General features: G+C 60.5%; 27 protein-coding genes. 12 read left to right on the top strand and 15 right to left on the bottom strand.

Annotated elements, in window-relative coordinates:
* The first annotated feature begins 14 nt into the window (after positions 1-14).
* From FGO67_RS04605 to FGO67_RS04595, 3 genes are all read left to right on the top strand, one after another.
* A complete protein-coding gene (locus FGO67_RS04605) occupies positions 15-758 on the top strand; it encodes a substrate-binding periplasmic protein (protein WP_203299516.1) in 744 nt (247 codons plus the stop codon).
* A 103-nt stretch (positions 759-861) separates the two neighbouring features.
* Positions 862-2,157, top strand: coding sequence for a pyridoxal phosphate-dependent aminotransferase (locus FGO67_RS04600; protein ID WP_203299515.1), 1,296 nt, complete (start codon positions 862-864; stop codon positions 2,155-2,157).
* 56 nt (positions 2,158-2,213) lie between these two features.
* On the top strand, positions 2,214-3,041 hold the full coding sequence (locus FGO67_RS04595) for an inositol monophosphatase family protein (RefSeq protein ID WP_203299514.1): 828 nt from the start codon (positions 2,214-2,216) through the stop codon (positions 3,039-3,041).
* A gap of 228 nt (positions 3,042-3,269) precedes the next feature.
* Here the strand turns inward: FGO67_RS04595 and slmA are convergent, their stop codons facing one another.
* From slmA to FGO67_RS04550, 9 genes are all read right to left on the bottom strand, one after another.
* Complete coding sequence (slmA, locus tag FGO67_RS04590) at positions 3,270-3,857, bottom strand: nucleoid occlusion factor SlmA (protein ID WP_203299513.1); 588 nt, start codon at positions 3,855-3,857, stop codon at positions 3,270-3,272.
* A 91-nt stretch (positions 3,858-3,948) separates the two neighbouring features.
* Entirely contained in the window at positions 3,949-4,758 is an 810-nt protein-coding gene (locus FGO67_RS04585; RefSeq protein ID WP_203299512.1) for a thiazole synthase, read from the bottom strand.
* 80 nt (positions 4,759-4,838) lie between these two features.
* Positions 4,839-5,039: a sulfur carrier protein ThiS gene (gene thiS, locus FGO67_RS04580; RefSeq protein ID WP_041340197.1), complete on the bottom strand. Its 201-nt coding sequence runs from the start codon at positions 5,037-5,039 to the stop codon at positions 4,839-4,841.
* A gap of 31 nt (positions 5,040-5,070) precedes the next feature.
* On the bottom strand, positions 5,071-5,460 hold the full coding sequence (locus FGO67_RS04575) for a DUF423 domain-containing protein (protein ID WP_203299964.1): 390 nt from the start codon (positions 5,458-5,460) through the stop codon (positions 5,071-5,073).
* A 25-nt stretch (positions 5,461-5,485) separates the two neighbouring features.
* On the bottom strand, positions 5,486-6,286 hold the full coding sequence (locus FGO67_RS04570) for a symmetrical bis(5'-nucleosyl)-tetraphosphatase (protein WP_203299511.1): 801 nt from the start codon (positions 6,284-6,286) through the stop codon (positions 5,486-5,488).
* On the bottom strand, positions 6,279-7,112 hold the full coding sequence (rsmA, locus tag FGO67_RS04565) for a 16S rRNA (adenine(1518)-N(6)/adenine(1519)-N(6))-dimethyltransferase RsmA (protein WP_203299510.1): 834 nt from the start codon (positions 7,110-7,112) through the stop codon (positions 6,279-6,281). The genes FGO67_RS04570 and rsmA overlap by 8 nt, the downstream gene beginning before the upstream one ends.
* Positions 7,109-8,119, bottom strand: coding sequence for a 4-hydroxythreonine-4-phosphate dehydrogenase PdxA (gene pdxA / locus FGO67_RS04560; protein WP_203299509.1), 1,011 nt, complete (start codon positions 8,117-8,119; stop codon positions 7,109-7,111). Before pdxA ends, rsmA begins: the two co-directional genes overlap by 4 nt.
* Positions 8,116-9,459 (bottom strand): peptidylprolyl isomerase, encoded by a 1,344-nt coding sequence (locus tag FGO67_RS04555; RefSeq protein WP_203299508.1) that lies wholly within the window; start codon positions 9,457-9,459, stop codon positions 8,116-8,118. Before FGO67_RS04555 ends, pdxA begins: the two co-directional genes overlap by 4 nt.
* A 62-nt stretch (positions 9,460-9,521) precedes the next feature.
* On the bottom strand, positions 9,522-11,849 hold the full coding sequence (locus FGO67_RS04550; RefSeq protein WP_338039538.1) for an LPS-assembly protein LptD: 2,328 nt from the start codon (positions 11,847-11,849) through the stop codon (positions 9,522-9,524).
* A gap of 270 nt (positions 11,850-12,119) precedes the next feature.
* On the opposite strand from FGO67_RS04550, the gene FGO67_RS04545 reads away from it, so the two are divergent.
* Genes FGO67_RS04545 through FGO67_RS04535 form a run of 3 tightly spaced genes read left to right on the top strand, consistent with a single transcriptional unit; the run spans position 12,120 to position 14,608 of the window.
* Positions 12,120-13,166 (top strand): aminoglycoside phosphotransferase family protein, encoded by a 1,047-nt coding sequence (locus FGO67_RS04545; RefSeq protein WP_203299507.1) that lies wholly within the window; start codon positions 12,120-12,122, stop codon positions 13,164-13,166.
* Positions 13,163-13,843 carry an N-acetylmuramate alpha-1-phosphate uridylyltransferase MurU gene (gene murU, locus FGO67_RS04540; RefSeq protein WP_203299506.1) on the top strand — a complete coding sequence of 227 codons (681 nt, stop codon included), beginning with the start codon at positions 13,163-13,165 and terminating at the stop codon, positions 13,841-13,843. Before FGO67_RS04545 ends, murU begins: the two co-directional genes overlap by 4 nt.
* Before the next feature lie 3 nt (positions 13,844-13,846).
* Complete coding sequence (locus FGO67_RS04535) at positions 13,847-14,608, top strand: co-chaperone DjlA (protein WP_203299505.1); 762 nt, start codon at positions 13,847-13,849, stop codon at positions 14,606-14,608.
* Positions 14,609-14,617: 9 nt separating this feature from the next.
* Here the strand turns inward: FGO67_RS04535 and FGO67_RS04530 are convergent, their stop codons facing one another.
* Positions 14,618-15,571, bottom strand: a complete 954-nt coding sequence (locus FGO67_RS04530) for a DUF3530 family protein (protein ID WP_203299504.1) — start codon at positions 15,569-15,571, stop codon at positions 14,618-14,620.
* A gap of 147 nt (positions 15,572-15,718) precedes the next feature.
* Between FGO67_RS04530 and rpe the strand changes: the two genes are divergently transcribed.
* From rpe to trpC, 6 genes are all read left to right on the top strand, one after another.
* Positions 15,719-16,405, top strand: coding sequence for a ribulose-phosphate 3-epimerase (gene rpe, locus FGO67_RS04525; protein ID WP_203299503.1), 687 nt, complete (start codon positions 15,719-15,721; stop codon positions 16,403-16,405).
* Positions 16,402-17,091 carry a phosphoglycolate phosphatase gene (locus FGO67_RS04520; RefSeq protein WP_203299502.1) on the top strand — a complete coding sequence of 230 codons (690 nt, stop codon included), beginning with the start codon at positions 16,402-16,404 and terminating at the stop codon, positions 17,089-17,091. The genes rpe and FGO67_RS04520 overlap by 4 nt, the downstream gene beginning before the upstream one ends.
* A 237-nt stretch (positions 17,092-17,328) precedes the next feature.
* Entirely contained in the window at positions 17,329-18,816 is a 1,488-nt protein-coding gene (trpE, locus tag FGO67_RS04515) for an anthranilate synthase component I (protein WP_203299501.1), read from the top strand.
* Positions 18,817-18,832: 16 nt separating this feature from the next.
* A complete protein-coding gene (locus tag FGO67_RS04510) occupies positions 18,833-19,411 on the top strand; it encodes an aminodeoxychorismate/anthranilate synthase component II (RefSeq protein WP_203299500.1) in 579 nt (192 codons plus the stop codon).
* A 34-nt stretch (positions 19,412-19,445) separates the two neighbouring features.
* Complete coding sequence (gene trpD, locus FGO67_RS04505) at positions 19,446-20,474, top strand: anthranilate phosphoribosyltransferase (RefSeq protein WP_203299962.1); 1,029 nt, start codon at positions 19,446-19,448, stop codon at positions 20,472-20,474.
* Positions 20,475-20,486: 12 nt separating this feature from the next.
* Positions 20,487-21,308, top strand: coding sequence for an indole-3-glycerol phosphate synthase TrpC (gene trpC / locus FGO67_RS04500; RefSeq protein ID WP_203299499.1), 822 nt, complete (start codon positions 20,487-20,489; stop codon positions 21,306-21,308).
* Between the two features lie 134 nt (positions 21,309-21,442).
* On the opposite strand, the gene FGO67_RS04495 is transcribed toward trpC, so the two are convergent.
* The 5 genes from FGO67_RS04495 to FGO67_RS04475 all read right to left on the bottom strand — a co-directional run bounded on the left by FGO67_RS04495 (position 21,443) and on the right by FGO67_RS04475 (position 25,371).
* Positions 21,443-22,057, bottom strand: coding sequence for a DUF4202 domain-containing protein (locus FGO67_RS04495; RefSeq protein WP_203299498.1), 615 nt, complete (start codon positions 22,055-22,057; stop codon positions 21,443-21,445).
* Positions 22,058-22,104: 47 nt separating this feature from the next.
* On the bottom strand, positions 22,105-22,770 hold the full coding sequence (locus tag FGO67_RS04490) for a glutathione S-transferase family protein (RefSeq protein ID WP_203299497.1): 666 nt from the start codon (positions 22,768-22,770) through the stop codon (positions 22,105-22,107).
* 50 nt (positions 22,771-22,820) lie between these two features.
* Entirely contained in the window at positions 22,821-23,438 is a 618-nt protein-coding gene (locus FGO67_RS04485; protein WP_203299496.1) for a glutathione S-transferase family protein, read from the bottom strand.
* 96 nt (positions 23,439-23,534) lie between these two features.
* A complete protein-coding gene (locus tag FGO67_RS04480) occupies positions 23,535-24,269 on the bottom strand; it encodes an alpha/beta fold hydrolase (RefSeq protein ID WP_203299495.1) in 735 nt (244 codons plus the stop codon).
* A 1-nt stretch (position 24,270) separates the two neighbouring features.
* The gene (locus FGO67_RS04475; RefSeq protein ID WP_203299494.1) at positions 24,271-25,371 is read right to left on the bottom strand and encodes a M14 family zinc carboxypeptidase; all 1,101 of its coding nucleotides are present in this window, start codon (positions 25,369-25,371) and stop codon (positions 24,271-24,273) included.
* Between the last annotated feature and the right edge of the window lie 297 nt (positions 25,372-25,668).

Here is a 25,668-nt window from a genome sequence, read left to right as displayed (position 1 = left end):
AGAGTCGTCTAACCATGCTGATTCAAAGCATTATCAGCATCCTGCTGATGTCAGCGGCCTTGCCGGTGCTGTCGGAAACGGCACCGGTGCTGAAGGTGGTGACCACCGAGTATCCGCCTTTTGAGTACGTTGAGGATGGCGTCCTTCAGGGCCAAGACGTTGACACCGTCCGGACTGTGCTTCGGGCGATGGGCTTTGAACCGGATTTCCAGGTTGTACCCTGGGCCCGGGCGGAAATGATGGTTCGCAGCGGCAATGCCGACCTGCTGTTCTCCCTGACCCGCTCACCGGAGCGCGAACGCCATTACCTGTTCACCGCCCCAATCAGCTCAGCACGGGACGTGCTATACGCCCGCAAAGACTCCGGATTTTCATGGACCAGCTACAACGATCTGACAGATCTTAGCATTGGAGTGACCGCCGGCTACAGTTACGCTCCGGAGTTCATGGCCTGGCTCAGGCAAGGCCAGTCGCAGGTGGTGTCCATGAACCAGGAGAACCCGGATCTGGCCGGTCTGCGCATGGTCGCGATGGGGCGTGTCGATGTATTTATCTGCGAGGAAAAGGCGTGCAATCATCTGATCGATGCCTACAAGGGGCGATACCCTGAATTGTCGCGGTTAGCCGCCTTACCCGGAGTTGTCGGTGACGAACGCGTATTTCGCGCCGCCTTCTCCCGACAACATCCCGATGCCCGCGCCTTGCGCAGCGAATTCAATCAGGTACTGGAACGCCTGGAGCTGGAGGTCACCGACTAACGTCCAATCCTGAAATGCGGCAATCACTTATCCTTAACCCGGTCACAGATATGTTTGGGTTTTCTATACTGAAAAAGCCATTCAAAAACCACAGACCGGGATAATGGACATACAAACCGAACACCGCTATGCGATCAACCTGAACGTTCGGGGCATTCAGCCCTCCGCCACCCTCCGCATCAACGAGCTGAGTAACCAGCTTAAAGCCGATGGCAAAGACATCATCAAACTGGGGCTGGGTCAGTCACCCTTCCCGGTGCCAGAGCGGGTTGTGGACGCGCTGAAAGAGCACGCCCATGAAAAGGACTACTTACCGGTCAAGGGTCTGAAAAGCCTGCGTGAAAGCATCGCCGGCTACATCAACCGCAGCGAACGCATGCGCTGCTCCTGGGAAGACGTGTTGATCGGCCCGGGCTCCAAAGAACTGCTGTTCATCCTGCAACTGGCGTACTACGGCGACCTTCTGATACCGCGCCCGAGCTGGGTATCCTACGCACCGCAGGCACGGATCATCGGCCGTTCCGTGCACTGGTTGCCGACTCACGCCGAAAATAACTGGCAACTGACTGCCGAAGAGCTGGACATCATCTGCCGCGACGACCCTTCACGGCCGCGCATTCTGATCCTGAACTACCCGTCCAACCCCACAGGCTGCACCTACACAGACGACCAGCTGCTGGCCATCGCCAACGTCGCCCGCAAGTACAAGCTGATTCTGCTGTCGGATGAGATCTACGGCGAAGTCCACTTCGAAGGCAAGCACAAGTCCATCGCCCGCTACTATCCGGAAGGCACCATCATCAGCACCGGTCTGAGCAAGTGGGCGGGCGCAGGCGGCTGGCGCCTGGGCACCTTCATCTTCCCGAAAGAACTCCGACCGCTGCTGGATGCCATGGCGATCATTGCCAGTGAAACTTTCACCTCCACCAGCGCGCCAATCCAGTACGCCGCCATCTCGGCATTCAACGGCGGCGACGATATCGACGAATACCTGGTGCAGTCCCGCCGGGTCTTGAAGGTGATCGGCGAATACGTGCACCGTCGCCTCAGCGATATGGGTGCGGTCGTGCAGAAGCCCGAAGGTGCCTTCTACCTGTTCCCGGACTTCTCCAACTTCCGCGACCAGCTGGTCAGGCAGGACATCAAAACCAGCCAGGCCTTCTGTCAGGCCCTGCTGGAAAACACCGGCGTGGCCATTCTGCCGGCCAGTGATTTTGGCTTCGTGCCGGACCACCTCGCTGCCCGTCTGGCCTTCGTTGACTTCGATGGTGCCGAAGCGCTGAACCTGGCCGGTGGTGACTATGCCGACACGGATTTGGCCGACGACTTTGTCGAGCAGGCCTGCCCACGGCTGGTCAAAGCCATGAACAAGATGGAGGCCTGGCTGACCAGCCTCTGACCTTGACGTGATAGACTGGCGCCCTTATTCGCACTTGCGTAAACCATGGGGGCGCCGTGTCCGATTCTGCATCATCTCTTCAAGACATCACCGACTTCGCCGAACAACTGGCCCTTCAGGCCGGTGAGCTGATCCGCCGCGAACGGGAAGAAAACACCCTGCGCACGGACCTGAAACAGCAAACCGAATTGGTCACCCACGCCGATGTGATGGCCGACGAATTCATTACCGGCGCCATCCGCGAACGCTTCCCGAATCACCGCATTCTCTCCGAAGAAACCATGCCCGACCTGTCCCAGGCCGAAGAGCTGGAGACCCCACTGTGGATCGTGGATCCCATCGATGGCACGGTGAACTATGCCTATGGCCACCCACAGGTGGCGGTGTCGATTGCCTACGCAGAAAAAGGAAGGGTTCAGGCAGGCGTGGTGCATGCTCCGTTTCCGGGCGAAACCTTCCGAGCCACCCGCGGCGCCGGGGCGACATTGAACGGCGAGACGATTAAACACAGTGGCGCTACCGTACCGCGGGACTCCCTGTTCGCCACCGGCTTCCCCTACACCAAGGACAACCTGGAACCGCTGGTGCGCAGACTGGATGCCATGATCCACCAATGCCGGGATCTGCGACGCATCGGCTCAGCCGCACTGGATATCTGCTGGGTAGCCTGTGGCCGCCTGGACATTTACTACGAGAACGTCAGTCCCTGGGATTTTGCGGCGGCAAGATTGATCGCACTGGAAGCCGGCGCGACGGCGGGGCATTTCGGCGAGGTGCCGGAGGGCTACCCGGCGGATCTTTATGGCCGGGATATTCTGATCTCAGCACCCGCAATCTGGGAACCGGTAAGAAAAATTCTACGAACTGCCTCGGCCTACGAATGAATCTGGGGTGATTGGCGATCAAAGCCGGCACAGAATGTTGCAGGCCAAGGATGGCCGGAAACAAGCCCACATGGGTGAGGCCGAGCGTTGATGAAGCGAAGCTTCATGCGACAGCCGAACGACAGCAATCTGCGATTGCTGGCTGGACCCCGAAGGGGGGCTCGTAGCGGTTCTGTGCTGGCTTTGATTGCCAATCACTTGCACGGACCAAAGGCCGGAGCCTTCACTTCAGCTCCAAACCCCCTCAGCAACCAATCCCCAACTCTCATCAAAGTCAGTCGAAGGCAACCTCGTAAAGGACGAGCGCACAAACCGCTGAATCCGCCCCTCAAGAAACACCAGCACAAAATCCGCGCCTCGGGCCGCACTGGTGCGCGGGCGTAACCCCTGACGAATCTCGCCTTCCTTCAAGGCCTGACGCACCTGAGTCTCCAGGCGCTCAAAGAACTGCGATGCACGCCGGCGCAGGGCATCGTTTTCACCCATCAGGGCATCCCCTGTGAGCACGCAGCAAAGGCCGGAGTTGCGCTCGGCAAACACCAACACCAGATGCACCAACTGCTGCAGGCGAACACGGACATCCTCCTGTTCCTGCAGGATTAACTGACAGCGGGAGAACACCGCATCTTCGGCAAATTCAATCAAGGCTTCGAACATTTTCCGCTTGCTCGGAAAATGACGGTACAGCGCCGCCTCGGTAACGCCCACGGATTTCGCGAGACCGGCGGTAGTGATACGAGCTCCGGGATCGGATTCAAGGAGTTGCACCAGGGCTTGGAGAATAGCCTCTCGGCGACTCGGTTTTTGATCGGTCATGGCAGGACAACAGCGCTCTGATTTGTCGTTTTTCGGGGCCGGTCGCTATGCGCCGGCCCTCGTTTATTCGTGGTTGGGCGAAAGCCCGGTATCAGAAGAAGGTGCCATCGATAGGCGATGAGGCACTGGCGTAAAGCTTCTTGGGCATGCGGCCAGCCAGGTAGGCCTCGCGGCCGGATTCAATGGCCAGGCGCATGGCGTTAGCCATACGGATTGGATCCTTGGCCTGAGCGATTGCCGTGTTCATCAGCACGCCATCACAACCCAGCTCCATGGCAATGGTAGCGTCAGAGGCAGTACCTACCCCGGCGTCAACCAGAACCGGAACGCTGGAGTTTTCAACAATCAGGCGGATGTTGTAGCGGTTCTGGATGCCCAGGCCGGAGCCAATTGGTGCACCCAGCGGCATGATCGCGACACAACCCATTTCCTCAAGGCGCTTGGCCAGCAGCGGATCGTCGGAGCAGTACACCATCACCTTGAAACCATCTTTGATCAGCTCTTCCGCCGCCACCAGGGTTTCAGTCATGTTCGGGTACAGGGTCTTCTCTTCGCCCAGAACTTCCAACTTCACCAGATCGTGGCCATCGAGGAGTTCCCGGGCCAACTTACAGGTGCGGACCGCATCCTTAGCGGTGTAGCAGCCGGCGGTATTGGGCAGGATGGTGTAGCTTTCCGGAGAAATCACATCCAGCAGATTCGGTTCATCCGGATTCTGGCCCAGATTGGTTCGGCGCACAGCCACAGTAACGATCTCAGCGCCACTGGATTCAATGGCATGACCGGCTTCCATCAGGTCACGGTACTTGCCTGTGCCTACCAGCAGTCTGGACTGGTAAACCCGGCCCGCAATTTCCAGGGGCTTGTCTTCGGGAAGCAGTATCTCGGGAGTGTCGCTCATAACCTACCTGCGGTTTTCAATGAATCTTGGATTTGTTGCCCCGGCAGCGCTAAGCCGGACGGAGCCAAAAGCGTGGCAGTTCAGCCGCCACCGATGGCGTGAACAACTTCCACCCGGTCGCCGTCACTGAGCGCGAAACTCTGGTGCTGACTGCGTGGGACAATGTCTTCGTTCACTTCCACGGCCAGGCGCTTGCCTGCCAGGGCCATTTGATCAATCAGGGAGCCAATGGTTGCTCCGGCCGGGAGCTCCATTGCATCGCCGTTCACTTCAACTTGCATAACGTTTGCTTACCTCTGTTTTCCCGGTGCACTAACCGTGCTCTGAGACGCTTGGATAGCGCACGGCGGCCACAATTATCAGGACCCAGGCCAGCATAAAGCACAACCCACCCAGGGGCGTGAGCGGCCCGATCCAGCGCAGGTCGGTCAGCACCAGCAGGTACAGACTACCACTGAACAGCACAATACCGGCGCCGAACAACACAGCCGCACCCGCCAGCAACCGTCGACTGATCGAGGTTAATGCCAGCAGCGCCACCAGCACCAGAGCAATGGCGTGGTACATCTGATAAGTGACGGCAGTCTGGAAAACCTCAAGGCCGCGCGCATCCAGCGTACCCCTGAGACTATGACTGCCAAAGGCTCCGGCCATGACAGCCAGTAACGCCGCTGCAGCACCAAAACCCAGCGGCAGTCGCATGACACCGGGCGCGGATTTTACGTGCTCAGCACTCACAGTGGATCTTTTCTCCCGTGTCCAGGTTCATCATGGTGAGCACACCACCCCAGACACAACCGGTATCCAGGCCAAGGAACTGATCGCTGCCCGTTTGTCCTTCCAACGCTGCCCAATGACCAAAAACCACGCGCACGTTATCTGGCCGGGCATACGTGAACCAGGGGGCATACCCCTTGGGTGCATGCTCGGCCGACTCCTTCGTCGCCAGCTCCAGCGTCCCGTCCGCACTGATAAAGCGCATGCGGGTAAAGTAATTGGTGATTGCCCGCCAGCGGTCCATGCCCGCTAAGCTCTCCTGCCAGCACGCTGGCTCATTGCCGTACATGTGGGTGAAATAGTATTCGGCATCGTCGCTCCGAATCACCGACTCCACTTCCCGGGCGTATGCCATGGTCTGGTCCACACTCCAGATGTGGGGCACACCGGCATGAACCATGACCAGATTGCGATCCGAGTCATGAACACTCAGGTTCTGCTGGCGCAGCCAGGCCACAAGCCGGTCGTGATCGGGGGCATCAAGAATATCCGCCAGGGTGTCCTTGCGCTTCGGCGGGTGCCCGCCCAACGCCACTGCCAGCAGATGCAGGTCGTGATTGCCCAGCACCACCACCGCCGAGCTACCCAGACTCTCAAGGTATCTCAGTGTTTCCAATGACGACGGGCCGCGATTGATCAGGTCGCCGGCAACCCACAACCGATCCCGCGACGGCGAGAAGTCCACCTTGGCCAGGACATCCCGCATGCGGTCGTAACAGCCCTGAATATCGCCAATGGCGTAGTCAGTCATTACTTACCTCTTCGGAGCCGACGCCTGAGGCTTTCTGATCAACCAGCAGATCGGCAATGAGAACATAGTCGGCAAGACTGAGGTTTTCCGGACGCAGGCCATCGTTGATACCAAGACTTTGCAGCTGATCGACGGTGATCAGGCTGCCAAGTGCCTTGCGCAGGGTTTTGCGCCGGGCATTAAATGCGGTCCGGACCACCGCCTGCAGGGTGCCCAGATCTTTGGCCGGATGCGGCAACGTGTCATGGGGCACCAGACGGACAATAGCCGAATCCACTTTCGGCGCCGGGCGAAACGCGCCGGGGCCGACTTCAAACAGCGGCTGCACCTTGCAAAAGTACTGCGCCATGATGCCCAGGCGACCATAATTATTGTCACCGGGCACCGCTGCCAAACGCTGCACCACTTCCTTTTGCAACATGAAGTGCATGTCCTTGACCACACCCGCCTGCCCCAGCAGATGAAAGATCAGAGGCGTGGAAATATTGTACGGCAAGTTACCGATGATCCGCAGGCCCCGATCATCATCGGCCAGCTGGCTGAAGTCGAAACTGAGGGCATCGGCCTCGTGGATACGAAACTCTGGGTAATTGAAAAACTTGGTCCGCAACACCGGAATCAGATCACGATCAAGCTCCACCACCTGCAGCCTGGGATTCACCGCCAGGATTTCTTCCGTGATTGCCCCCAGACCCGGGCCGATTTCCACCAGCGTGTCCTCGGGTTTTGGGTGGATCGCACGCACGATGCGCTCGATCACGCCGGGATCATGGAGAAAGTTCTGACCAAATCGCTTTCGGGCCTGGTGGCCGGCTTTGTTACTCACGGACGGTTCTCTTGGTTAGCGACATTTCGACAGCGGGCCATTTGAGCACCCACGCGGATTGCCGTCTGCAGGCTGCCCGCATCGGCGGTACCGGTTCCGGCCAGATCCAGGGCAGTGCCGTGATCAACCGAGGTCCGGACAATAGGCAGGCCCAGGGTGATGTTCACCGCCCGGCCAAAGCCCTGGAATTTCAACACCGGCAACCCCTGGTCGTGATACATCGCCAGGACGGCATCGGCATCATCCAGCCAATGGGGCGTAAACAGGGTATCAGCGGGCAAGGGGCCGGTCAGCTGTATGCCTTCGGCCCTGAGTTGCTCAAGCGTCGGCTCAATGGTCTCGATTTCCTCACGGCCAAGGTGGCCGCCTTCCCCGGCATGGGGGTTCAGGCCGGCAACCAGAATACGCGGCTGTTCAAGCCCGAAGAATGCCTTCAGATCGGCATTGAGAATACGGGTTACCTGCGACAGTCGTTCCGGCGTAATGGCCGCGGACACGTCTTTCAGCGGTAAGTGGGTGGTTACCAGCGCGACCCGCAGGTCGTCGGTTGCCAGCATCATGACCACGCGCTCGACGCCGCACAATTCCTGCAGGAATTCGGTGTGGCCGCTGAACGCGATGCCGGCCTCGTTGATCACCCCCTTGTGCACCGGGGCCGTAACCATGCCATCGAAGTCGCCTCGCAGGCAGCCGTGGGCGGCCGTACGCAGCGTCTCCAGCACGTAGCCGCTGTTGGCGGGATCGAGCACACCGGCTTCGGTACTGGCGCAACCATCGACCACAAAAACCGAGAGTTCACCGGCCCCGGTGGCAGGACGCTGGCCTGGCTGCCAGTCGTGCAGGGTAACATCCAGCCCCAACTGCTCGGCACGGGCGGCCAGCAATGTTTTGCTGGCAACCACCACAATGCCCTCGGCCCGATGCTGCGCAGCCAGTTGCAAGCACAGCTCCGGGCCGATGCCCGCGGGCTCACCCGCGGTCAGAGCAAGGATCACCGGATCGGTCATGAGTCGCTGCTGTCTCCGTCAGTTGTTTCTTCACGGGCGTACTCGCCCTTGAATTCAACAAACGCTTCGTCCCGAATCTCGCGCAACCAGTTCTGCAGCTCGGTTTCCGATTTGCGACGGTAAATGGCCTGGCGCGCTTCGGCTTTTTTCACATCGCCACTGATGTCCTTCTGACGGCGCTCCTGCACCTGCAGGATGTGCCAGCCAAACTGTGAGCGGAAGGGTCCGCGCAGTTCACCCAGGTCCGCCTCCAGCATGGCCTGCTCAAAAGCCGGCACCATCTGGCCCCGGTTGACCCAGCCAAGGTTGCCGCCGTCGGAGCCGGAGACCGGATCGTCAGAGTACTCGCGAGCCAGATCCGCAAATTTTGCGCCCTGCTCAAGTCGGTTGTAGATATCGCGGATCTTGGCTTCGGCACTGGCATCGGGCACCGCTTGCGACGGGCGGATCAAAATGTGCCGTACCTTGTGCTGCTGAATGACCTGCTGCTGGCCACCGCCGCGCTTGTCCAGAACCATAACCAGGTGGAAACCGCTGTTGTTCTCAAGCACCGCGGAGGGTACGCCCACTTCCAGCTTGGGCACCACCGGTGCCACCAGCGACGGCAGCTGGCTTTCGGTGCGCCAGCCCATATTACCGCCCTCAAGGGCGTTGCTGGCATCCGATTCCGCTACAGCAACTTCCCGGAAGTCACGACCATCGACGATCTGCTGGCGCAGATCCTGGGCACGTTCACGGGTCGCAGCCACGGAGGCTTCGTCAGTCGGATCGTCCACTTCAATGAAAATGTACGCCAGCTGGTACTCGGCGGTGTTTTGGCCCGACGCTTCCAGCGCCTCCAGATAGTTCTCGATTTCACGCTCAGTTACCCGCACCCGGTTGCCCACCTGGCGCTGCTGCACCCGGCTGGTCAGCATCTCATTGCGGATCTGTTCCCGAGCCTGGCGGAAGGTCACGCCTTCAGACGCCAGCTGCTGTTCAAACTGAGCCATGGTCATGCCGTTGCGCTCAACGATGTTGTCCATGGTTTCGTTCAGTTCGTTGTCACTGATCCGCATGCCCAGCTTATCCGCTCGCTGGAGCTGGATGGATTCGGTGATCAGCTGCTCCAGCACCCGCTCTTCAAGGACATCCCGGGGCGGCAACCCCGTGCCCTGGGCGCGCAGCCGGGTGGTGATAGTATTGATGCGAGCGTCGAGCTCAGTCTGCAGAATGACGTCGTCATCAACAATCGCAACCACCTGATCAAGCAGCTTGCGCTCCGCCTGCGCCGATAGCGACAGGGCGACGGCCGCGACCAACAGCAACGTTTGTACAGCATGGCGAAGGGTCGCCTTCATAAACACCTCTTGATAATAAATGGGCTGCGGGCACCGTGGCCGTGGGTTAGTCCGAACTCCGGTCAGGGAGTTCCAAACCGACGACGCTCCCGCTCATCAAAACCGTAAATAGCCTCGGAAATGCGGGTGGACGAGCCACCACTTCCACCGAGTCCTTTCAGCTGAATCTGGAACAGCAGCCGGGTATCCAGCTCACTGTCATCGGTCAGGTAGTTCTGGTGCACGACCTGAACGCTCCAGCAGCAATTGTTGTATTCCAGCCCGGCCAGGGATCCAACCGTGCGATCAAGACTGGAATCATAAACCCATCGACCGATCAGGCTAACACGATCAGAGACCGGTAAAACCCCAGCGATGTCCGACTGCTCGAGTTCATCCTTGCTGTAGGTGTGACCCAAGCTGGCCAGATAGCGATAGTCCTCGGAATGGTATATCAACTGGCTGCGGCCTTCCTCGGTTTCACCGGTCTCCGGATCCCACAACCCCGAAGAACGGATCTCCAGGGTATCCAGGGGCGCCAGCACCACCTCACCAGCCAGGGGTGAACGAGACCGGGTACCGGCGCCCTCACCGAACAGGGTCACCTCGCGATCCTGGAAATACTGGACCTGGCCGATACTGAAGCGTGCTCGCTCTGTCCCAGTCACCAGATCGTTGAACCGGCTGGTGACCGCCACCGTCAGCTGGTTGGTATCGCCGACCCGGTCGCCACCGGTGAACCGGTCCGGTTGGAACAGCTGATCAAAACGAAAGGCCTGCAAGTCGGTATCGAAATCCGGAATGTCGTTCTGATCAGCTTCGGCATCGGCCCAAGCGTAATAGAGCCGAGGTTCCAGGGTCTGGTTGTAGGGTACGTCGAACAGACTGGATTGACGATCAAAGTACAAGCCGTTATCCCATTCGGCGATCGGTACCGTGCGGTCAATGCTTTCGTCACCGAGGGTGTAATCTTCAAGCTCGTAGCGAGTGTAATCCACGCTCACCGAGGGCCGACTGAAGCCCCAAAGAGCCCGCATCGGCAGCGCCAACTCCGGCACCGCGCGCAGGCGCTGGCCATTGGCCCGATCCAGCCCGGTCAGGTTCTCATTGTCGCGATAGAACACGGTGTACTGGCTTTCCAGACCGGCCTCCAGCCAGCCAATTTCCCGGGTGGCACCGTAGAGCACCTCTGGCAGCTGGGCATAGGGTTTATTGACGTCAGCGATGCTGTCACTGATGGTCTGGTAGTCGTTCAGGTAAGTTTCAAAGTACTGATTCCGGTCCCGATACCTTACTCCGCCCCGACGCTGCAGGTGCGTGGCCTGGTTGATTTCCAGGCTGCGGTTAAGGTCGCTCAGGTAGTCTTCATCACTGACTACCGAATAGTCGCCATAGCCGGTCCAGCCGCTGCCAATGTTGGCACGGGTGGTGGCATCCAGCGCCCAGCGTTCACCGTCTTCGCCCGGGTTCTCGTCGGTGTAGGCCGAATCGTTGTCGATGTAGCCGAGCTGCAGCACCGACTCGCCCCAGCGACTCAGGTACCGGCCCTCAGCTTCATTGAACAGGCCGCGGCCGTGAATGTACTGGGGGGTCAGGGTGGCGTCGTAGTGCGGTGCCAGGTTCAGGTAATAGGGCACCGAGACAAAGGCACCACTGCCGGCACTGGAGGACCCGAACGACGGGTACAGGAAGCCCGTCTTGCGCCGGTCATCAATGGGGAAGCTGGCCCAGGGCCAGTAAAACACCGGCACATCAAGCACCTCGAGGCGCACGTGTTTGGCAGTACCAAAACCCTCGGCCTGATTGAGATGAATATCCGATGCAACGATAGCCCAGTCGTTCTGCTGGGGACCACAGGTGGTCAGCATGCCATCACGGATGTCGACCTGGCTCTCGTTCAGCCGCGTCAGGCTGTCGGCCTGGCCGCGCATTTCGGCACTGTGAATCAGGAAGGTGGCAGTGTTGATATCGAAACGCCCGGAATCGACGTTATACTCGGCGCTGTCACCGGTGAGCAGAAAGCCCTCGCCCCGGCTGACCAGAGGCCCCTGCACCGAAACCCGACCTTCAGACTGACTGTAGCGCGCCTCGGACCCACTGACTTCGAAGCCACCCTGGCGTACCCGGACATCGCCCTCAAGGTAAAGAGCGCGGTCAATTTCGTAACGGGCATTCAGCCCGCTGGCCTCGATTGCGGCCGGCCCACCGCCGGCTTCGCCGAGCATGGCGCCGGCTCCAGCCTGGTGACCTTCGGCGCCAGACGGCAAATAACCACCGTCACAGAATACCGGCAAACGCTCGCGCTCAGACTCTGGCAACTGCGCCCTTGGACGCCAGTCGATTTCCGCGGCCGTGGGTGCTGACTGGGCGAGCACCGAAAATGGCGCCGAACCCAGGATCGCGATCACCACACACCTGCTGAACCGGAGCGCAGGCCTTTGCAGATGGCGATCGGAAATTGGCACGGTGACAGGCTTCCTGTTGCTGGTCAGTGAATCGACGGCATGATTATGGGCATGGCTGCGCATCACTGCGCAACACCACGAAAGCAGCCTAGTTTACACGTGCCCTAAGGGGTTGTTAACGGAAAGTCCGCTGCAAAACCGATTTACCGTCTTTATACTGGTCTGCTAACTTTCGCTGTCAGCGATCACCCATTTTTCAGGGAAGCCAGCCGTATCATGGATACCCGTCAGAAGTTGCTGACCAACTGGGTCAGGCAGTTCAATGGCCTGTCCGAAGCCATTGCCGAGCCGGTTTCCGGTGATGCCAGCTTTCGGCGTTATTTCCGGGTCTGGCGTGATGACCAAAGCCGCCAACCCACTCCGCTGATTGTCATGGATGCGCCCCCGGAGCACGAGGACTGCACTGCTTTCCTCGCTATTGCCCGGCACTGGCACCGGCACGGCATCCACGTGCCCGAGATCCTGCAAACCGATCTCGAGCAGGGCTTCCTGCTGCTGGAAGACTTCGGTGACAACCTGATGCTAGCCGAACTGAATGACAGCAACGCCGAGCACCTGTATCAGGGCGCGCTGACCGAACTGGTGCAGATCCAGCAGCTGGCCGCACCCGAAGACTACCCGCTGCCGCCTTACGATGCCGCGTTGCTGGACCGTGAGATGGCCCTGTTTCCAGACTGGCTGCTCGAGCAATACCTCGGCCTGAGCCTCGACAACACCGAACGGGCCCTGCTGGATACCGCATTCACTTTCCTGCGGGAAAGCGCCCTGGCACAGCCGGAAGTGACCGTGCACAGGGACTACCACTCCCGCAACCTGTTGGTCGCCGACAACAGCGACCGGCCCGGCGTCATTGATTTCCAGGATGCGGTCTGCGGGCCGGTCACCTACGACGCCGTGTCATTGCTTAAGGACTGCTATATCCACTGGCCCGAGGAGGCCATTTGCCGCTGGCTCGAGTTTTTCCGCCAGCGCAGCGCCGACGCCGGGCTGCACCGGGCCGACGCCGAAACCTTCCGGCAGTGGTTTGAACTGATGGGCATGCAACGGCACCTCAAAGCCGCTGGCATCTTCGCCCGCCTGGCTATCCGCGATGGCAAACAGGGCTACCTGGCCGACATTCCCCGCACCGTGAACTACCTGATCATCGCCAGCCGCCGGCAACCGGCCCTACGTCATTTCCACGAGTGGCTTTGTACCGTAGTCATGCCGGCCATCGAACAACGCATCGGTGCGGCTCCGAACCAGGAGCACACCCCGCAGTGAAAGCGATGATCCTGGCCGCCGGCAAGGGCGAACGAATGCGTCCGCTGACCCTGACCACGCCCAAGCCCCTGCTTGCGGCCGGGGGCAAGCCGCTGATTGTGCACCACCTGGAGCGGCTGCACGCCGCCGGCTTCCGCGATGTGGTCATCAACCATGCCTGGCTCGGTGAGCAGATTGAATCGGCGCTGGGCACCGGAGAGGATTTTGGCCTGTCGATTCAGTACTCCCGTGAAGGCGAGCCACTGGAAACCGCCGGAGGCATCGTTCGCGCCCTGCCCCAATTGACCAGTGCTGATTGCGATTGGTTTTTAGTGATCAATGGCGATATCTGGTGCGACTTCCCGCTCTCCGAACTGGCACCAGCCGCCGACTGTGATGCGTTACTGGTACTGACCCGCAACCCTGAGCACCATCCGGCGGGCGACTTTCAGCTCCACACCGATGGCACCGTCACCGAGGACGGCCCCGACAAACTCACCTTCACCGGTATCAGCCTGCTGCATCGCCGGCTGTTTCAGGGCCTGGACGACCAATCCGGCAAACTCGGCCCGGTCCTGCGCCAGGCCATGGGCGACCAACGCGTTCGCGGCATCGAACACCGTGGGCAGTGGGTCGATGTAGGTACGCCGGAGCGCCTTCAGGCACTGGACCAGACCCTCAAGCACAGGAAGCCCTGAGCCATGGTGGACAGCACGGAGCAGCCACTACTGCCGGGCCGGATCGAAGCGGAATTCACCAGCCTGCTGCGGGAGCTGTCGTCCTGCGGCCATCAGACCTCAACCCTGCTTGAGCGCACCCGACTGCCAGGCTGGTGCCGGCTGCCGCTGTTCTATTTCCTCGGCTATGTCGCCAAGGCCGAGGGTCGGGTCAGTGAAGCCGACATTCGCTACGCCGAGAGCCTGATCAAGGCGCTCAAACTATCCCAGCGTCAGCGCCGCCGAGCCATCAATTGGTTCCAGCGCGGCAAGTCCGCGGAGCAGCTACCGGGTCTGCGGGGCCTGTCCCTGCGCCTGAGCAACCGGCTCTGGCCCGCACCGGCGCTGATCGTAGCGATTTGCCTGTGTCATGCCGCCCAGCTGATGGGCCGCCCCGGCAAACAGCGCCGCTATCGCTGCGAAGATGCGATTGATCAGATTGGCCTGCCGGTGGCCGTCAGCGATGACATTTTCGACAGCTACGCCAGCAAGGTCTGGATCCGCCACGCCGAAAATACGGCAAAGCCAACCAGCTACGAACAGGCCTGTGAACTGTTGGGGGTGACCCGCCGGGACGCTCTGATCGACATCAAGCGGGCCTACAAGAAGAAGGTATCTGGCTGCCATCCCGACAAGCTGGCGCAGCAGCAAGTCAGCAATGAAGAGCGCGCGCTGGCCAAAGAGCGCCTGCTGCGATACCAACAGGCCTGGGAACTGGTTAAACGTCGGCACCGGGCACTGCGGTAGGAACTGGCCTCAGCGGGCTTTGAGCCAGGCATCGATGCGACCGGCAAGGACGCCCGCACCATGGGCCGACAACGGTCGACTAAGCGCCACCGGTTGACGATCCAGCTGTTCAACACCGGCGCGGCGCAGATCGGCCCAACGCCGCTGGCTTGCCGCGCTGGCCTCCCCCCGGCTGGCGTATAACTCCAGTATTGCCACCTCACCGCCACTGGCGAGCTTGTCTGCCAGGGCAGCGGCATCGCGGGGATAGAATTCCGGTGCCACCCAGATCAACGCCGGTGTACCTTGAAGCTCGCCATCGGTCGCCACCAGGTGACTGCTGGCCCGGCCCAATCCAACCAGCGCCGGCTGGTCATAGCCTCGCTCCGTGAGCACAGCGGCGGCGGCCACCAGACTCTGGCGAACCCGATTCCGATAGACCTGCTCCGGATTTTCGCCGGCAGGCGAGGCCATGACATCAATCATCACCGCCGCGTCGTCACCGCTGTCGTCCTTGGCCTCTTCGGCACCGTCTTCCGCGCCGGCATCAGCGGGTCCCAGCTGCGCCTCCAGATACCGCTGCAGCGGCGGCGAAGGCGCCGGCAGGCCCACCGCCAGCACAGACCAGCCCCTGGCGGTCAGATGCCGGCTCAGCTCGTCGGCGACACCGGCGGCGGCGTTGTCACCAACATCCGCCAGAAGCACCAGGGCGCCATTGGCCGGCGGCTTCTGTTCCGGATAAAAAAGCCCCAGGGTACGACCACCTCCCTCAAGCGCCAGCCAGACCGCCGCATCCGGGCGCAGCCGACTCAATGCGCTGTCCGCCAGCTCGGTAGCCACCGACGGCCGGATGGTCGTGGCCGTTGTCGCCCCCGCGCTTGCCGGCTCTTCGCCATCGGCGGCGGCAACGGCATACCCCATGCAACCCACCAGCAACAGGCCGCCCAGCAGTTGTGTGATCACCTCACTACCGACTCTACGCACAGATCCTGACTCTTTGGCTACGAAAACAGCGCTTCAAACTGCTAGACTAGCATTCCTTTTATACTCTGTGCGGCAGGGATTGCTCGACACGTCCATCTCGTCGCATGCGCGCGCCAACGTCTTTGAAGAGATCCTGAGAGAGCCATCATGAATCCATACCTGATTGCCCCATCCATTCTGTCTGCCGATTTTGCCCGCCTGGGCGAGGAAGTTGATAACGTATTGGCCGCCGGTGCCGACGTGGTTCACTTCGACGTGATGGACAATCACTATGTGCCTAACCTGACCATTGGCCCCATGGTCTGCGAGGCGCTGCGCAAGCACGGCGTTACTGCCCCCATCGATGTTCACCTGATGGTGTCTCCAGTCGATGACCTGATCCGCCAGTTCATCGACGCCGGCGCCAGCTACATCACCTTCCATCCGGAAGCGAGCAACCACATCGACCGTTCCCTTCAATTGATTCGTGACGGCGGCTGCAAGGCCGGCCTGGTCTTCAACCCGGCCACACCGCTGCACTACATGGATCATGTCATGGACAAGCTCGACATGGTTTTGTTGATGTCGGTAAACCCGGGCTTTGGTGGCCAGAAATTCATTCCCGGCACCCTGGACAAGCTGCGGGAGGCGCGCAAGCGTATCGACGCCAGCAACTTCAACATCCGGCTGGAAATCGATGGGGGTGTGAAGACCGAGAATATCCGGGAGATCGCCGAAGCAGGCGCTGACACGTTTGTTGCCGGCTCCGCTATTTTCAATACCGATGATTACAAGACCACCATCGACGCTATGCGCGAAGAACTGGAGCAGGCGCGCAAGGTGATCGGCCAATGAGCCTGACCGGCCTGTTCAGTCCGCGCTGGCCGGGAGTGGCGCTGTTCGATCTGGACGGCACCCTGGTCGACAGCGCCCCGGACCTGGCGGCCGCCGTAGACCAGATGCTTGAGCACCTGGGGCGATCACCGGTCGGCATCGACCGGGTTCGTGACTGGGTCGGCAATGGCGCCAGTGTGCTGGTGCGACGCGCCCTGGCCCGCCAGACCGACTGGGAACCGGCGCAACCCAAAGACGACGCCCTGTTCAACGATGCCCTGGCGATCTTCTTTCACGCCTACGAACAGGTTAACGGCCGGCACGCAGTGGTGTATGACGGCGTCGAGGCCTGCCTTGCCAAACTCAAGGAGCACGGCTGCAAACTGGCGGTGGTGACCAACAAGCCGGAACAGTTCGTTGCGCCACTGCTGGAGCAGATGGGCCTGGACCACTGGTTCGATCTGTCGGTCGGTGGTGACACCCTGCCGGTCAAGAAACCGGATCCGACTCCGTTGCTGCACGCCATGGAAACCCTGGGCGGCACCCGCGGAACCACGGTAATGGTGGGCGATTCGGCGGCGGACATTGATGCAGCCCTGGCGGCCGGCCTGCCTTGCGTTGCCGTCCGCTATGGCTATAACTTTGGTCAGTCAGTGGATGCCCTGGGCGCAGACGCGGTTGTTGATTCGCTGGCCGAGCTTTTGTAATCTCAAAGGACTTTACCTTGATCACTTCATTTCGGGAGATTCCTGCCGTGCAGGGACTGAATCTGACTGCAGCGCGAGGCACTCTCACCACCCGCGCGACACGATGGTGGCGATGGCGTACCGGCTGAAACAGCCCGGCGGCTGACTGGCAATGGCCGGATCAGCACGCAACCATCCGGACGGCCCGCCCAACTCCCGAGCCGCCCGAACGCAGATCAGACTTCAGGGAAACAAGACATGACACCCGAGCAATTCACCGAGCTCGCCCACGCCGGCTTTAATCGTATTCCGGTCTATCGCGAGGTTCTCGCGGATCTCGACACTCCCCTCAGCACCTATCTGAAACTGGCCAGCGGCCCGTATTCGTACCTGTTCGAATCAGTGCAGGGCGGCGAGAAATGGGGCCGTTACTCAATCATCGGCCTGCCCAGCCGCGAAGTACTGAAAGTCTTTGATCACCGCATCGAAGTGCGCCGCGCCGGTGAGCTGGTGGAAGAAGCCGAGGTGGAGGATCCACTGGCGTTCGTCGAGGACTATCAAGCCCGTTTCAACGCCCCGGATCTGGAACAACTGCCTCGTTTTAACGGTGGCCTGGTGGGCTATTTCGGCTACGACACCGTGCGCTACATCGAAAAGCGCCTGCGCCAGAGCTGCCCGCCGGACAAGATCGGCACCCCGGATATTCTGCTGATGGTGTCGGACGAAATCGTGGTGTTCGATAACCTGCGCGGCAAGCTGCACCTAATTGTCCATGCCGACCCCAACGTCGAGGGTGCCTACGAACAGGCCCTGGCCCGGATCGATGAGCTCGAGGGCCAGCTGCATCGGCAGACCGCCGACGCTCCCCGCACCCCGGCACACCTGCGCGGCAAGGCCGTGGACGAGAGCGATTTCATCTCTGGCTTCAGTCAGGACAAGTTCGAGGCCGCCGTTGGCAAGATCAAGGAATACGTGCTCGACGGTGACGTCATGCAGACGGTGATCTCCCAACGCATGTCGATCCCGTTCGAGGCACCGCCGCTGAACCTGTACCGCTCCCTGCGCGTATTGAATCCCTCGCCGTACATGTATTTCCTGGATCTGGACGATTTCCACATCGTCGGTTCCTCACCGGAGATTCTGGCCCGGGTGGAAGACCAGGAAGTCACGGTCCGGCCCATCGCCGGCACCCGCAAGCGGGGCGCCACCGACGCCGAGGACAAGGCCCTGGAATCGGAACTGCTGGCCGATCCGAAAGAAATTGCCGAGCACCTGATGCTGATCGATCTCGGCCGCAACGACGCCGGGCGAGTGGCGGAAACCGGTACCGTGCGCCTGACCGACAAAATGATCGTGGAGCGCTATTCCCACGTTATGCACATCGTCTCCAACGTGACCGGCCGCCTGAACGAGGGCACCAGCTGCCTGGACGTGCTGCGGGCCACCCTCCCCGCGGGCACCCTCAGTGGCGCACCCAAGATCCGGGCCATGGAGATCATCGATGAGCTGGAGCCGGTCAAACGCGGCGTTTACGGTGGCGCCGTGGGCTACCTGTCGTTCAACGGCAACATGGACACCGCCATCGCTATCCGCACCGCGGTGATCAAGGACAACACCCTGCACATCCAGGCCGGCGCCGGCGTGGTTGCAGATTCGGTGCCCCGCCTTGAGTGGAAGGAAACCATGAACAAGGGCCGCGCGATCTTCCGCGCGGTGGCCATGACCTACAACGATTTCGACCACTGAGGCGGAGGAACGATTTATGTTGCTGATGATCGATAACTACGATTCCTTCACCTACAACGTGGTGCAGTATCTGGCGGAACTGGGCGCGGACGTCCAGGTTTACCGCAACGACGAAATCACCGTGGAGCAGATCGAGGCACTGCAGCCAGAGCGCATCGTGGTCTCTCCCGGTCCGTGCACGCCCAATGAGGCCGGCGTGTCCATGGCGGCGATTCGCCATTTCGCCGGCAAGCTGCCGATCCTGGGCATCTGCCTTGGTCACCAGGCCATCGGCCAGGTCTACGGCGGCGACGTCATCCGCGCCGGCCGGGTCATGCACGGCAAGGTGTCGCCAGTCTTCCACCAGGACACCGGTGTGTTCCGGGGGCTGAACAACCCGCTTCAGGCCACCCGCTACCACAGCCTGGTGATTGACCAGAACACCCTGCCGGACTGCCTGGAAGTGACCGCCTGGACCCGCAACGACGACGGCTCCATTGAGGAGATCATGGGCGTGCGACACAAGACCCTGCCCATTGAAGGCGTTCAGTTCCACCCCGAGTCAATCATGACCGAGCAGGGACACGAACTGCTGCGCAACTTCCTGAGACGCTGAATCACAGCTAATGACAACGGAGAGCCCCAACACCATGGACATGAAAGAAGCTCTGAACCGGATTGCCTCCAACCTGGACCTGTCCCGGGACGAGATGAAACAGGTTATGCGCATCGTCATGAAGGGCGAAGCTACCGACTCGCAGATCGGGGCCTTCCTGATGGGCCTGCGGCTCAAGAGCGAGACCATCGATGAAATCACCGGGGCCACCGAAGTCATGCGCGAGCTGGCCACCGGCGTCACCGTCAAGGCCGAACCCTTGGTAGACATCGTCGGCACCGGCGGCGACGGCGCCAACCTGTTCAACGTGTCGTCGGCAGCCGCCTTCGTGGTCGCCGCCGCCGGTGGCTTTGTCGCCAAGCACGGCAACCGCGGCGTGTCCTCCAAGAGCGGCAGTGCCGACCTGATCGAGAAGGCCGGCATCAATCTCAACATGTCGCCGGAACAGGTGGCCCGGTGCATCGAACAGATCGGCGTTGGTTTCATGTTCGCCCCGGCCCATCACGGCGCCATGAAGCACGCCATTGGCCCGCGCAAGGAACTCGGTTGCCGCACAATCTTCAACATTCTCGGCCCGATGACCAACCCGGCCGGCGTTAAACGCCAGCTGCTCGGGGTCTTTACCAAGGATCTGTGCCGGCCGATGGCGGAAGTGCTCCAGCGACTGGGCTCGGAACACATCATGGTGGTGTGCTCAAAGGACGGGCTGGACGAAATCAGCTTGGCCAGCCCCACTCACGTAGCCGAACTGAAAGATGGCCAGATCACCGAATACGACATCACCCCGGAAGATCTGGGCATCAAAAGCGAATCCCTGGTCGGCCTGACCGTGGACAGCTCCGAAGACTCCCTGAAGCTGATCCGGGCCGCCTTCGGCCGCGGTCACGACGAGATGGCCGAGAAAGCCCGCGACATGATCGCCCTGAACGCCGGCGCGGCGATTTACGTAGCCGGCCTGGCCGCCACCCCGAAAGACGGGGTAGAACTGGCCCTGGACTCCATCGGCTCCGGCCTGGCCGCCGGCAAGATGTCCGAGCTGGCCGACTTTTCCCAGTGTTTCTGAGCGACAGCAACCATGACTGACCGACACAACGACCGCACCCCCACCATCCTGCGCAAGATTGTTGAGCGCAAATGGGAAGAAATTGCCGATCGCAAAGCGAAGGTCAGCATCGATGACCTGAAGGCGATGGCGGGCGACCAGGCGCCGACTCGAGGCTTTGCCAATGCCCTGCGCAGCCGGATTGAAAGCCAGGCGCCGGCGGTGATCGCAGAGATCAAGAAGGCGTCACCCAGCAAAGGGATATTACGGGACCCGTTCGAGCCGGAAGTGATCGCCGAAAGTTACGAGAAAGGCGGCGCAGCCTGCCTGTCGGTACTCACCGACAGGGACTTTTTCCAGGGCCACGAAGATTATCTGGTCGCCGCCCGCAACGCCTGCAGCCTGCCCGTAATCCGCAAGGATTTCATGGTGGCGCCCTACCAGGTGTACGAAAGCCGCGCCATGGGCGCCGACTGCATCCTGCTGATCGCGGCCTGCCTGACCAAGGACCAGATGCAGGAGCTGGAAGGCATCGCCCACGAGATCGGCTTGGACGTGCTGGTGGAAGTGCACAACGGGGAAGAGCTGGACGACGCGCTGACCCTGAAGACCCCGCTGGTCGGCATCAACAACCGCAACCTGCACACCTTTGAGGTCTCGCTGGATACCACTTTCGATCTGCACGAGCGCATTGGCAAGGATCGCCTGAGCATCACTGAGAGTGGCATCATGACCCGCACCGATGTGGAGGCCATGACCGGGCGTGGGATTTACGGGTTCTTGGTCGGGGAATCTTTCATGCGAGCGGAGGAGCCGGGGCAAAAGCTTAAAGAGCTGTTCTTCCCGAACGATTAACTCCAACCTCGGACCAGGCAAGCGGAGGCGGCCTGCCAAAATCGTGCGGAGCCATGGATGGCGGAGCCGAGCGTACAGGGACGTATTAACAGCGTATTTTGGCAGGCCGCCTCCGCTTGCCTGCCCGCCAAAGTTTATTCGCCAGGCTCAGCCAGCGCCTCCTGCAACAACGCCAGCAGGTGGACCGGCATCCCCTCCGCCAGTTTCAACGCCGCCTCATGGCCCCGGGGCGACATCTTGCCCCAGGTCCGGCGCACGATTCTCAGCCACTTCTCGCGGTCGTAGTCCGCTTTCTCTTCATAGAAATCAGCAAAGTAGCGCTCCAGAAACACCATGCAGGCAACATCTTCCAACAACTGGGTATCGGCATCCTGGCGCAGCTCGCGCTTGGTCAGAATGGTTTCCACCTTCTCGCACTCGGCCGCTTCAAAGCCACACTCGGCCATGATCTCGGCAGCCCGGCGCCCGTGCATGCGACCACAGGCCTGGCGCCACTGGTAGTAGGCCTTGCGCCCTTCCGGGTATTCCGTGCGCGGAATGGTCCAGCGCTCGATGTGCTGGGCCCGGCAGGCAATCTGCATCCGTTCGGAAGGTTCCGATTCCAGCGCGAACAACCAGCGGGTCATGTGCTGGCTGTAGGCGTACTCCCGCGGCAACGACTCGCCATCGACGGTTTCCCGGTTTGGGTCGGCGCGGTTGGCGCCATCAATCTTTTCCAATGCACAGGTCAGTTGTGCCGAGGCGGTCATGCCGGTCTCCTGTCGGTTGTCATCAAGGCTGTGATCTTACCCGATGCTCAGCGAGTTACCATGGTCTGAGCACTCTTGACCAGATCGTCCGAACTTCCCGGGCGCTCCGGCTTGCGAATGCCGGCCGCACAACCGGGTCGCTCATAGAGCTCGTTGACCCAGCGCATCAGATGCTCCAGGCCCTCCACCGAGGCGCCAGACCAGTTATGGGTACGCACCCATGCCCAATTGGCGAAATCAGCAATGGTGATCTCGTCGCCGGCCAGGTAGCGGGATTGTTCCAGGCGGGTATTCAGCACTTCAAACAAACGCCGACACTCGTGCTGGTAGCGATCAATAGCAGGCTGAATCTTCTCCGGGAAATAGCGGTAGAACACATTGGCCTGACCCATCATAGGCCCCACGCCGCCCATCTGGAACATCAGCCATTGGAGTGCCCGTGAACGCACCTTGGGGTCGGCGGGGTAGAACCGGCCATATTTCTCAGCCAGGTAAACCATGATCGCACCGGACTCGAACACCACAAAATCGTCGTTGTCGCGATCCACGATGACCGGGATACGGCCATTGGGATTCATCGCCAGAAACTCCGGGGTTTTCTGTGCACCCTTGGACAGGTCGACCGGGATCAGGTTGTACTCAACCCCCATCTCTTCCAGCAAAACAGATACCTTGTGGCCATTGGGCGTCGGCGACGTGTATAAATCAATCAAAGCACTCTCCTGATTGGGATGAACGGGGGCTTGATACCAAAAACCGCGCGTTAAACCTGGGCCGATGGCCGCGCCTTGATGCGATCAAACCAGGCCTGAAGGTTGGTTTGCTCCGGCTTGATACGGATGTTGATCACCCGGGCAAAGGCGATGGTGGTAAAGGCATTGATGTCCGCTGCGGTGAAGCGATCAAGACAGATGTACTCCTTGCCCTCAAGCTGCTTGTTCAGGAAGTGCAGGAACTTCTCAACCTGTTGACCGCACTCCTCGCCCCACTCCTTGATCGGATTCATGCGATCCTTGAAGTAACCGCTGGTGTGCTGAAAACACATGCCCGTGGGCATGAAGAAAAACAACTCGATCCACCGCATCCACTGTTCCAGCTGTGCTTTCTCGAGCGGAGTATCACCCAGCAGGCTTGGGGTGTCCGGATAACTTTCCTCGAAGTAGCGGCAGATAGCCATGGTTTCGGCAATGCAGGTGCCATCATCCAGCTCCATGACCGGTACTTTTTTCATCGGATTCTTGGCGACGTATTCCGGGGTCAGGTTCTCACCTTTCCGCAGATCAATCTCGACAAACTCGGCCTTGTCGAGCAAGCCTTTCTCGGCCATGAACATGCGTACGCGGCGAGGATTCGGGGCGGTTTTGGTCTCAAAGATTTTCATTGTTGTTGGCTCCGTTCCGGACGTTTGTGGGTGACTGCCACCGGCAGACAAACGCTGAGCCTGCCCCGAACAGAGAGTTGCGTCAAGCAACCAATGTTAGCGAACCAACCACTCCAACAACTGTCGGATAATCCAGTCCGAGTCGTCGATGACCAGATCGTGGCCGGCCTCCGGATGCAGTTTCAGTGTCCACTGCCAGCGCTGTTCCAGGGCCGCACTACACTTCCAGTGCACCAGCCGGTCACCCCGGCTGGCCAGCAGCAGCGCTTCGGGCATGGGTCGTTTGGGCGCTGGCTTGAATCGGGCGGCGGCGGCCATTTGTCGAACCGCGTTTCGGGCACTGACCGGACGCTGGCGCTGGATGCGATACCACTGTTTGACCAGTGCCAGCGGCGGCACACGATTGGAGGTCAGTCGGAGCAGGTCACGCTCCCGGTCAAACAGCTCGCGACGGGCCAACAGCCGGATCAGTTTTGGCCAAGCTCCCGGGCGCATGCGTTGCCAAAACGGACTGAAGCCGGAACTGGTATTGATCAGCACCAGATTCTGGATTTCACCCTCCGGCGCGTGCTGGGCCCAGTCCAGAGCCACCATGCCGCCCATGGACAGCGCCAAAATGCTGAAGGGCTTTGGGATGTGCGCGACCTGCCGGCGCACCGTCTCGCGAATACCGACAATGGTGTCCGGACTGTCATCGCGACAATGCACACCGGTGCCGGGTAGGTCGACCGGGTGAAAACGGTGTTCCGGAAATACCAACTGCAGGCGCTGTGGAAAGTCACCCCAGTGGGCCTGCTCACGGGTCAGACCCCGCAACAGAATCCAGTCCATGCTATTGAGCGTCCCGATACCAGTGCATAATCGCCGCTTCCTTCAGCATGGACTCCTCGTTCCGGCCCGGCAACCAGTTTTCGTGAGCTGCGGCGGCGCTCAGCAGGAAATCCATCCAGGCCAGGTGGGTTCGCAGCACCCGCTTGTGCCGGTGCGGAGCCTGTGGATTAAACAGGCCATCCAGCCGCAGCAGCTGGCGCGGCCGCTTCCGAATCCAGCGCCAGGAACCCATCTCCAGTGTCAGTGGCAAAAACACTCCCTCATTGGCGCGGTTCACCTGCTTGTAGAAATAGTCCCAAAGATCGCCATGGGTCAGGTAATGGTTCGACTGGGGCTCAAACTGGTAATCATGGTTCGGGTACGCCTGCTCCCAGATCAGCTTCAGCGCCATCACCGAGGCGATACGCCGCATCGGGCGCCGGCGGTAGGCATAGGGAAACCAGATCTGGTCCTTCCAGCCAAAGCCGGAGTGGCAATCCAGCGCCACACTGAACGGCCGACCGGGAACCACATCGTTGATCACCGACTCAAGCGCCAGGTTCTCCGCTTCCATACCCTGCTCCGGGTCTCCGATGTACCAGGGTAACCGGGTGGACAATCGCTGACCGCCCAGCATGAAGGCACTGCGCTCCTGGGCCACAATAGGCGCATTGCGCATCAGGTCCACGCCACCCGGGTTGCTGCGCTGATTCAGGAACATGCCTCCGGGATTGAGAATGGGCAGAATGGTCACCCGTACGGTCTGCAGCAACTTTCGCAAACTGTCATCCCAACGCCGCCGGGCCAGCACGGATTCCAGCCAGGCCATGACCACCTGAGTACCGATGCGCTCCAAGCCGTGCACTCCGCCAACCAACACCATCGATGGCGCATCTGGTCGCTCGGAGCCCAGATCCACCCGATAGATGGGCAACGACATTTCCGCCACCGGTATGCGATCCAGAATCCGGGTGGTCACCGACGCCGGAGCCTCCGCCAGCAAGCGCTCCAGTTGCACCATTTCGGGCAAAAACGACCGCAGCAGCCGGCGCTGGCGACGGTCCCGGTTGGCTTGCTCTGCAGCAATGGTTGTGTGCGGTGTCAGCATTCGTAATTCGGTCATGGTGCACTCCCTCATCCGGCGAAAGCCTAGCCGGAAAGTGCTACAGCGCAGTGACAGAAGGCGCAATTGAACCCACAACACATGCATACAGAATAGTCATGTTTTTCGGGCCAAACTTGTAACTCTGCCCAGGACCCTTATCCTAAACATCGTGTAATGTCTGAGACGCTCTGATTTTGTTTGATATAACCAAGATCGCAAAACCCACTTCCGCTTCGATCCGTTACGGCCACCAGACCGTATTTCGTGAACTATCCTTAATGAAACAGCAAGTATTCTGCCAACCCCGATAAGGAG

The organism is Marinobacter sediminum (assembly GCF_016820575.1).
In the GTDB taxonomy this organism is placed as follows: domain Bacteria; phylum Pseudomonadota; class Gammaproteobacteria; order Pseudomonadales; family Oleiphilaceae; genus Marinobacter; species Marinobacter sediminum.
Note: the sequence above shows the minus strand (reverse complement) of the source record. Positions and strands in the feature narration are given on the sequence as shown.

Excerpts from the sequence above, each read along its gene's own strand:
- FGO67_RS04605 (WP_203299516.1), top strand. The coding sequence starts at position 15 with ATGCTGATTCAAAGCATTATCAGCATCCTGCTGATGTCAGCGGCCTTG.
- FGO67_RS04600 (WP_203299515.1), top strand. The coding sequence starts at position 862 with ATGGACATACAAACCGAACACCGCTATGCGATCAACCTGAACGTTCGG.
- slmA (WP_203299513.1), bottom strand. The coding sequence starts at position 3,857 with ATGACCGATCAAAAACCGAGTCGCCGAGAGGCTATTCTCCAAGCCCTG.
- FGO67_RS04585 (WP_203299512.1), bottom strand. The coding sequence starts at position 4,758 with ATGAGCGACACTCCCGAGATACTGCTTCCCGAAGACAAGCCCCTGGAA.
- thiS (WP_041340197.1), bottom strand. The coding sequence starts at position 5,039 with ATGCAAGTTGAAGTGAACGGCGATGCAATGGAGCTCCCGGCCGGAGCA.
- FGO67_RS04575 (WP_203299964.1), bottom strand. The coding sequence starts at position 5,460 with ATGCGACTGCCGCTGGGTTTTGGTGCTGCAGCGGCGTTACTGGCTGTC.
- FGO67_RS04570 (WP_203299511.1), bottom strand. The coding sequence starts at position 6,286 with ATGACTGACTACGCCATTGGCGATATTCAGGGCTGTTACGACCGCATG.
- pdxA (WP_203299509.1), bottom strand. The coding sequence starts at position 8,119 with ATGACCGATCCGGTGATCCTTGCTCTGACCGCGGGTGAGCCCGCGGGC.
- FGO67_RS04555 (WP_203299508.1), bottom strand. The coding sequence starts at position 9,459 with ATGAAGGCGACCCTTCGCCATGCTGTACAAACGTTGCTGTTGGTCGCG.
- FGO67_RS04545 (WP_203299507.1), top strand. The coding sequence starts at position 12,120 with ATGGATACCCGTCAGAAGTTGCTGACCAACTGGGTCAGGCAGTTCAAT.
- FGO67_RS04535 (WP_203299505.1), top strand. The coding sequence starts at position 13,847 with ATGGTGGACAGCACGGAGCAGCCACTACTGCCGGGCCGGATCGAAGCG.
- rpe (WP_203299503.1), top strand. The coding sequence starts at position 15,719 with ATGAATCCATACCTGATTGCCCCATCCATTCTGTCTGCCGATTTTGCC.
- FGO67_RS04520 (WP_203299502.1), top strand. The coding sequence starts at position 16,402 with ATGAGCCTGACCGGCCTGTTCAGTCCGCGCTGGCCGGGAGTGGCGCTG.
- trpE (WP_203299501.1), top strand. The coding sequence starts at position 17,329 with ATGACACCCGAGCAATTCACCGAGCTCGCCCACGCCGGCTTTAATCGT.
- FGO67_RS04510 (WP_203299500.1), top strand. The coding sequence starts at position 18,833 with ATGTTGCTGATGATCGATAACTACGATTCCTTCACCTACAACGTGGTG.
- trpD (WP_203299962.1), top strand. The coding sequence starts at position 19,446 with ATGGACATGAAAGAAGCTCTGAACCGGATTGCCTCCAACCTGGACCTG.
- trpC (WP_203299499.1), top strand. The coding sequence starts at position 20,487 with ATGACTGACCGACACAACGACCGCACCCCCACCATCCTGCGCAAGATT.
- FGO67_RS04495 (WP_203299498.1), bottom strand. The coding sequence starts at position 22,057 with ATGACCGCCTCGGCACAACTGACCTGTGCATTGGAAAAGATTGATGGC.
- FGO67_RS04485 (WP_203299496.1), bottom strand. The coding sequence starts at position 23,438 with ATGAAAATCTTTGAGACCAAAACCGCCCCGAATCCTCGCCGCGTACGC.
- FGO67_RS04480 (WP_203299495.1), bottom strand. The coding sequence starts at position 24,269 with ATGGACTGGATTCTGTTGCGGGGTCTGACCCGTGAGCAGGCCCACTGG.
- FGO67_RS04475 (WP_203299494.1), bottom strand. The coding sequence starts at position 25,371 with ATGACCGAATTACGAATGCTGACACCGCACACAACCATTGCTGCAGAG.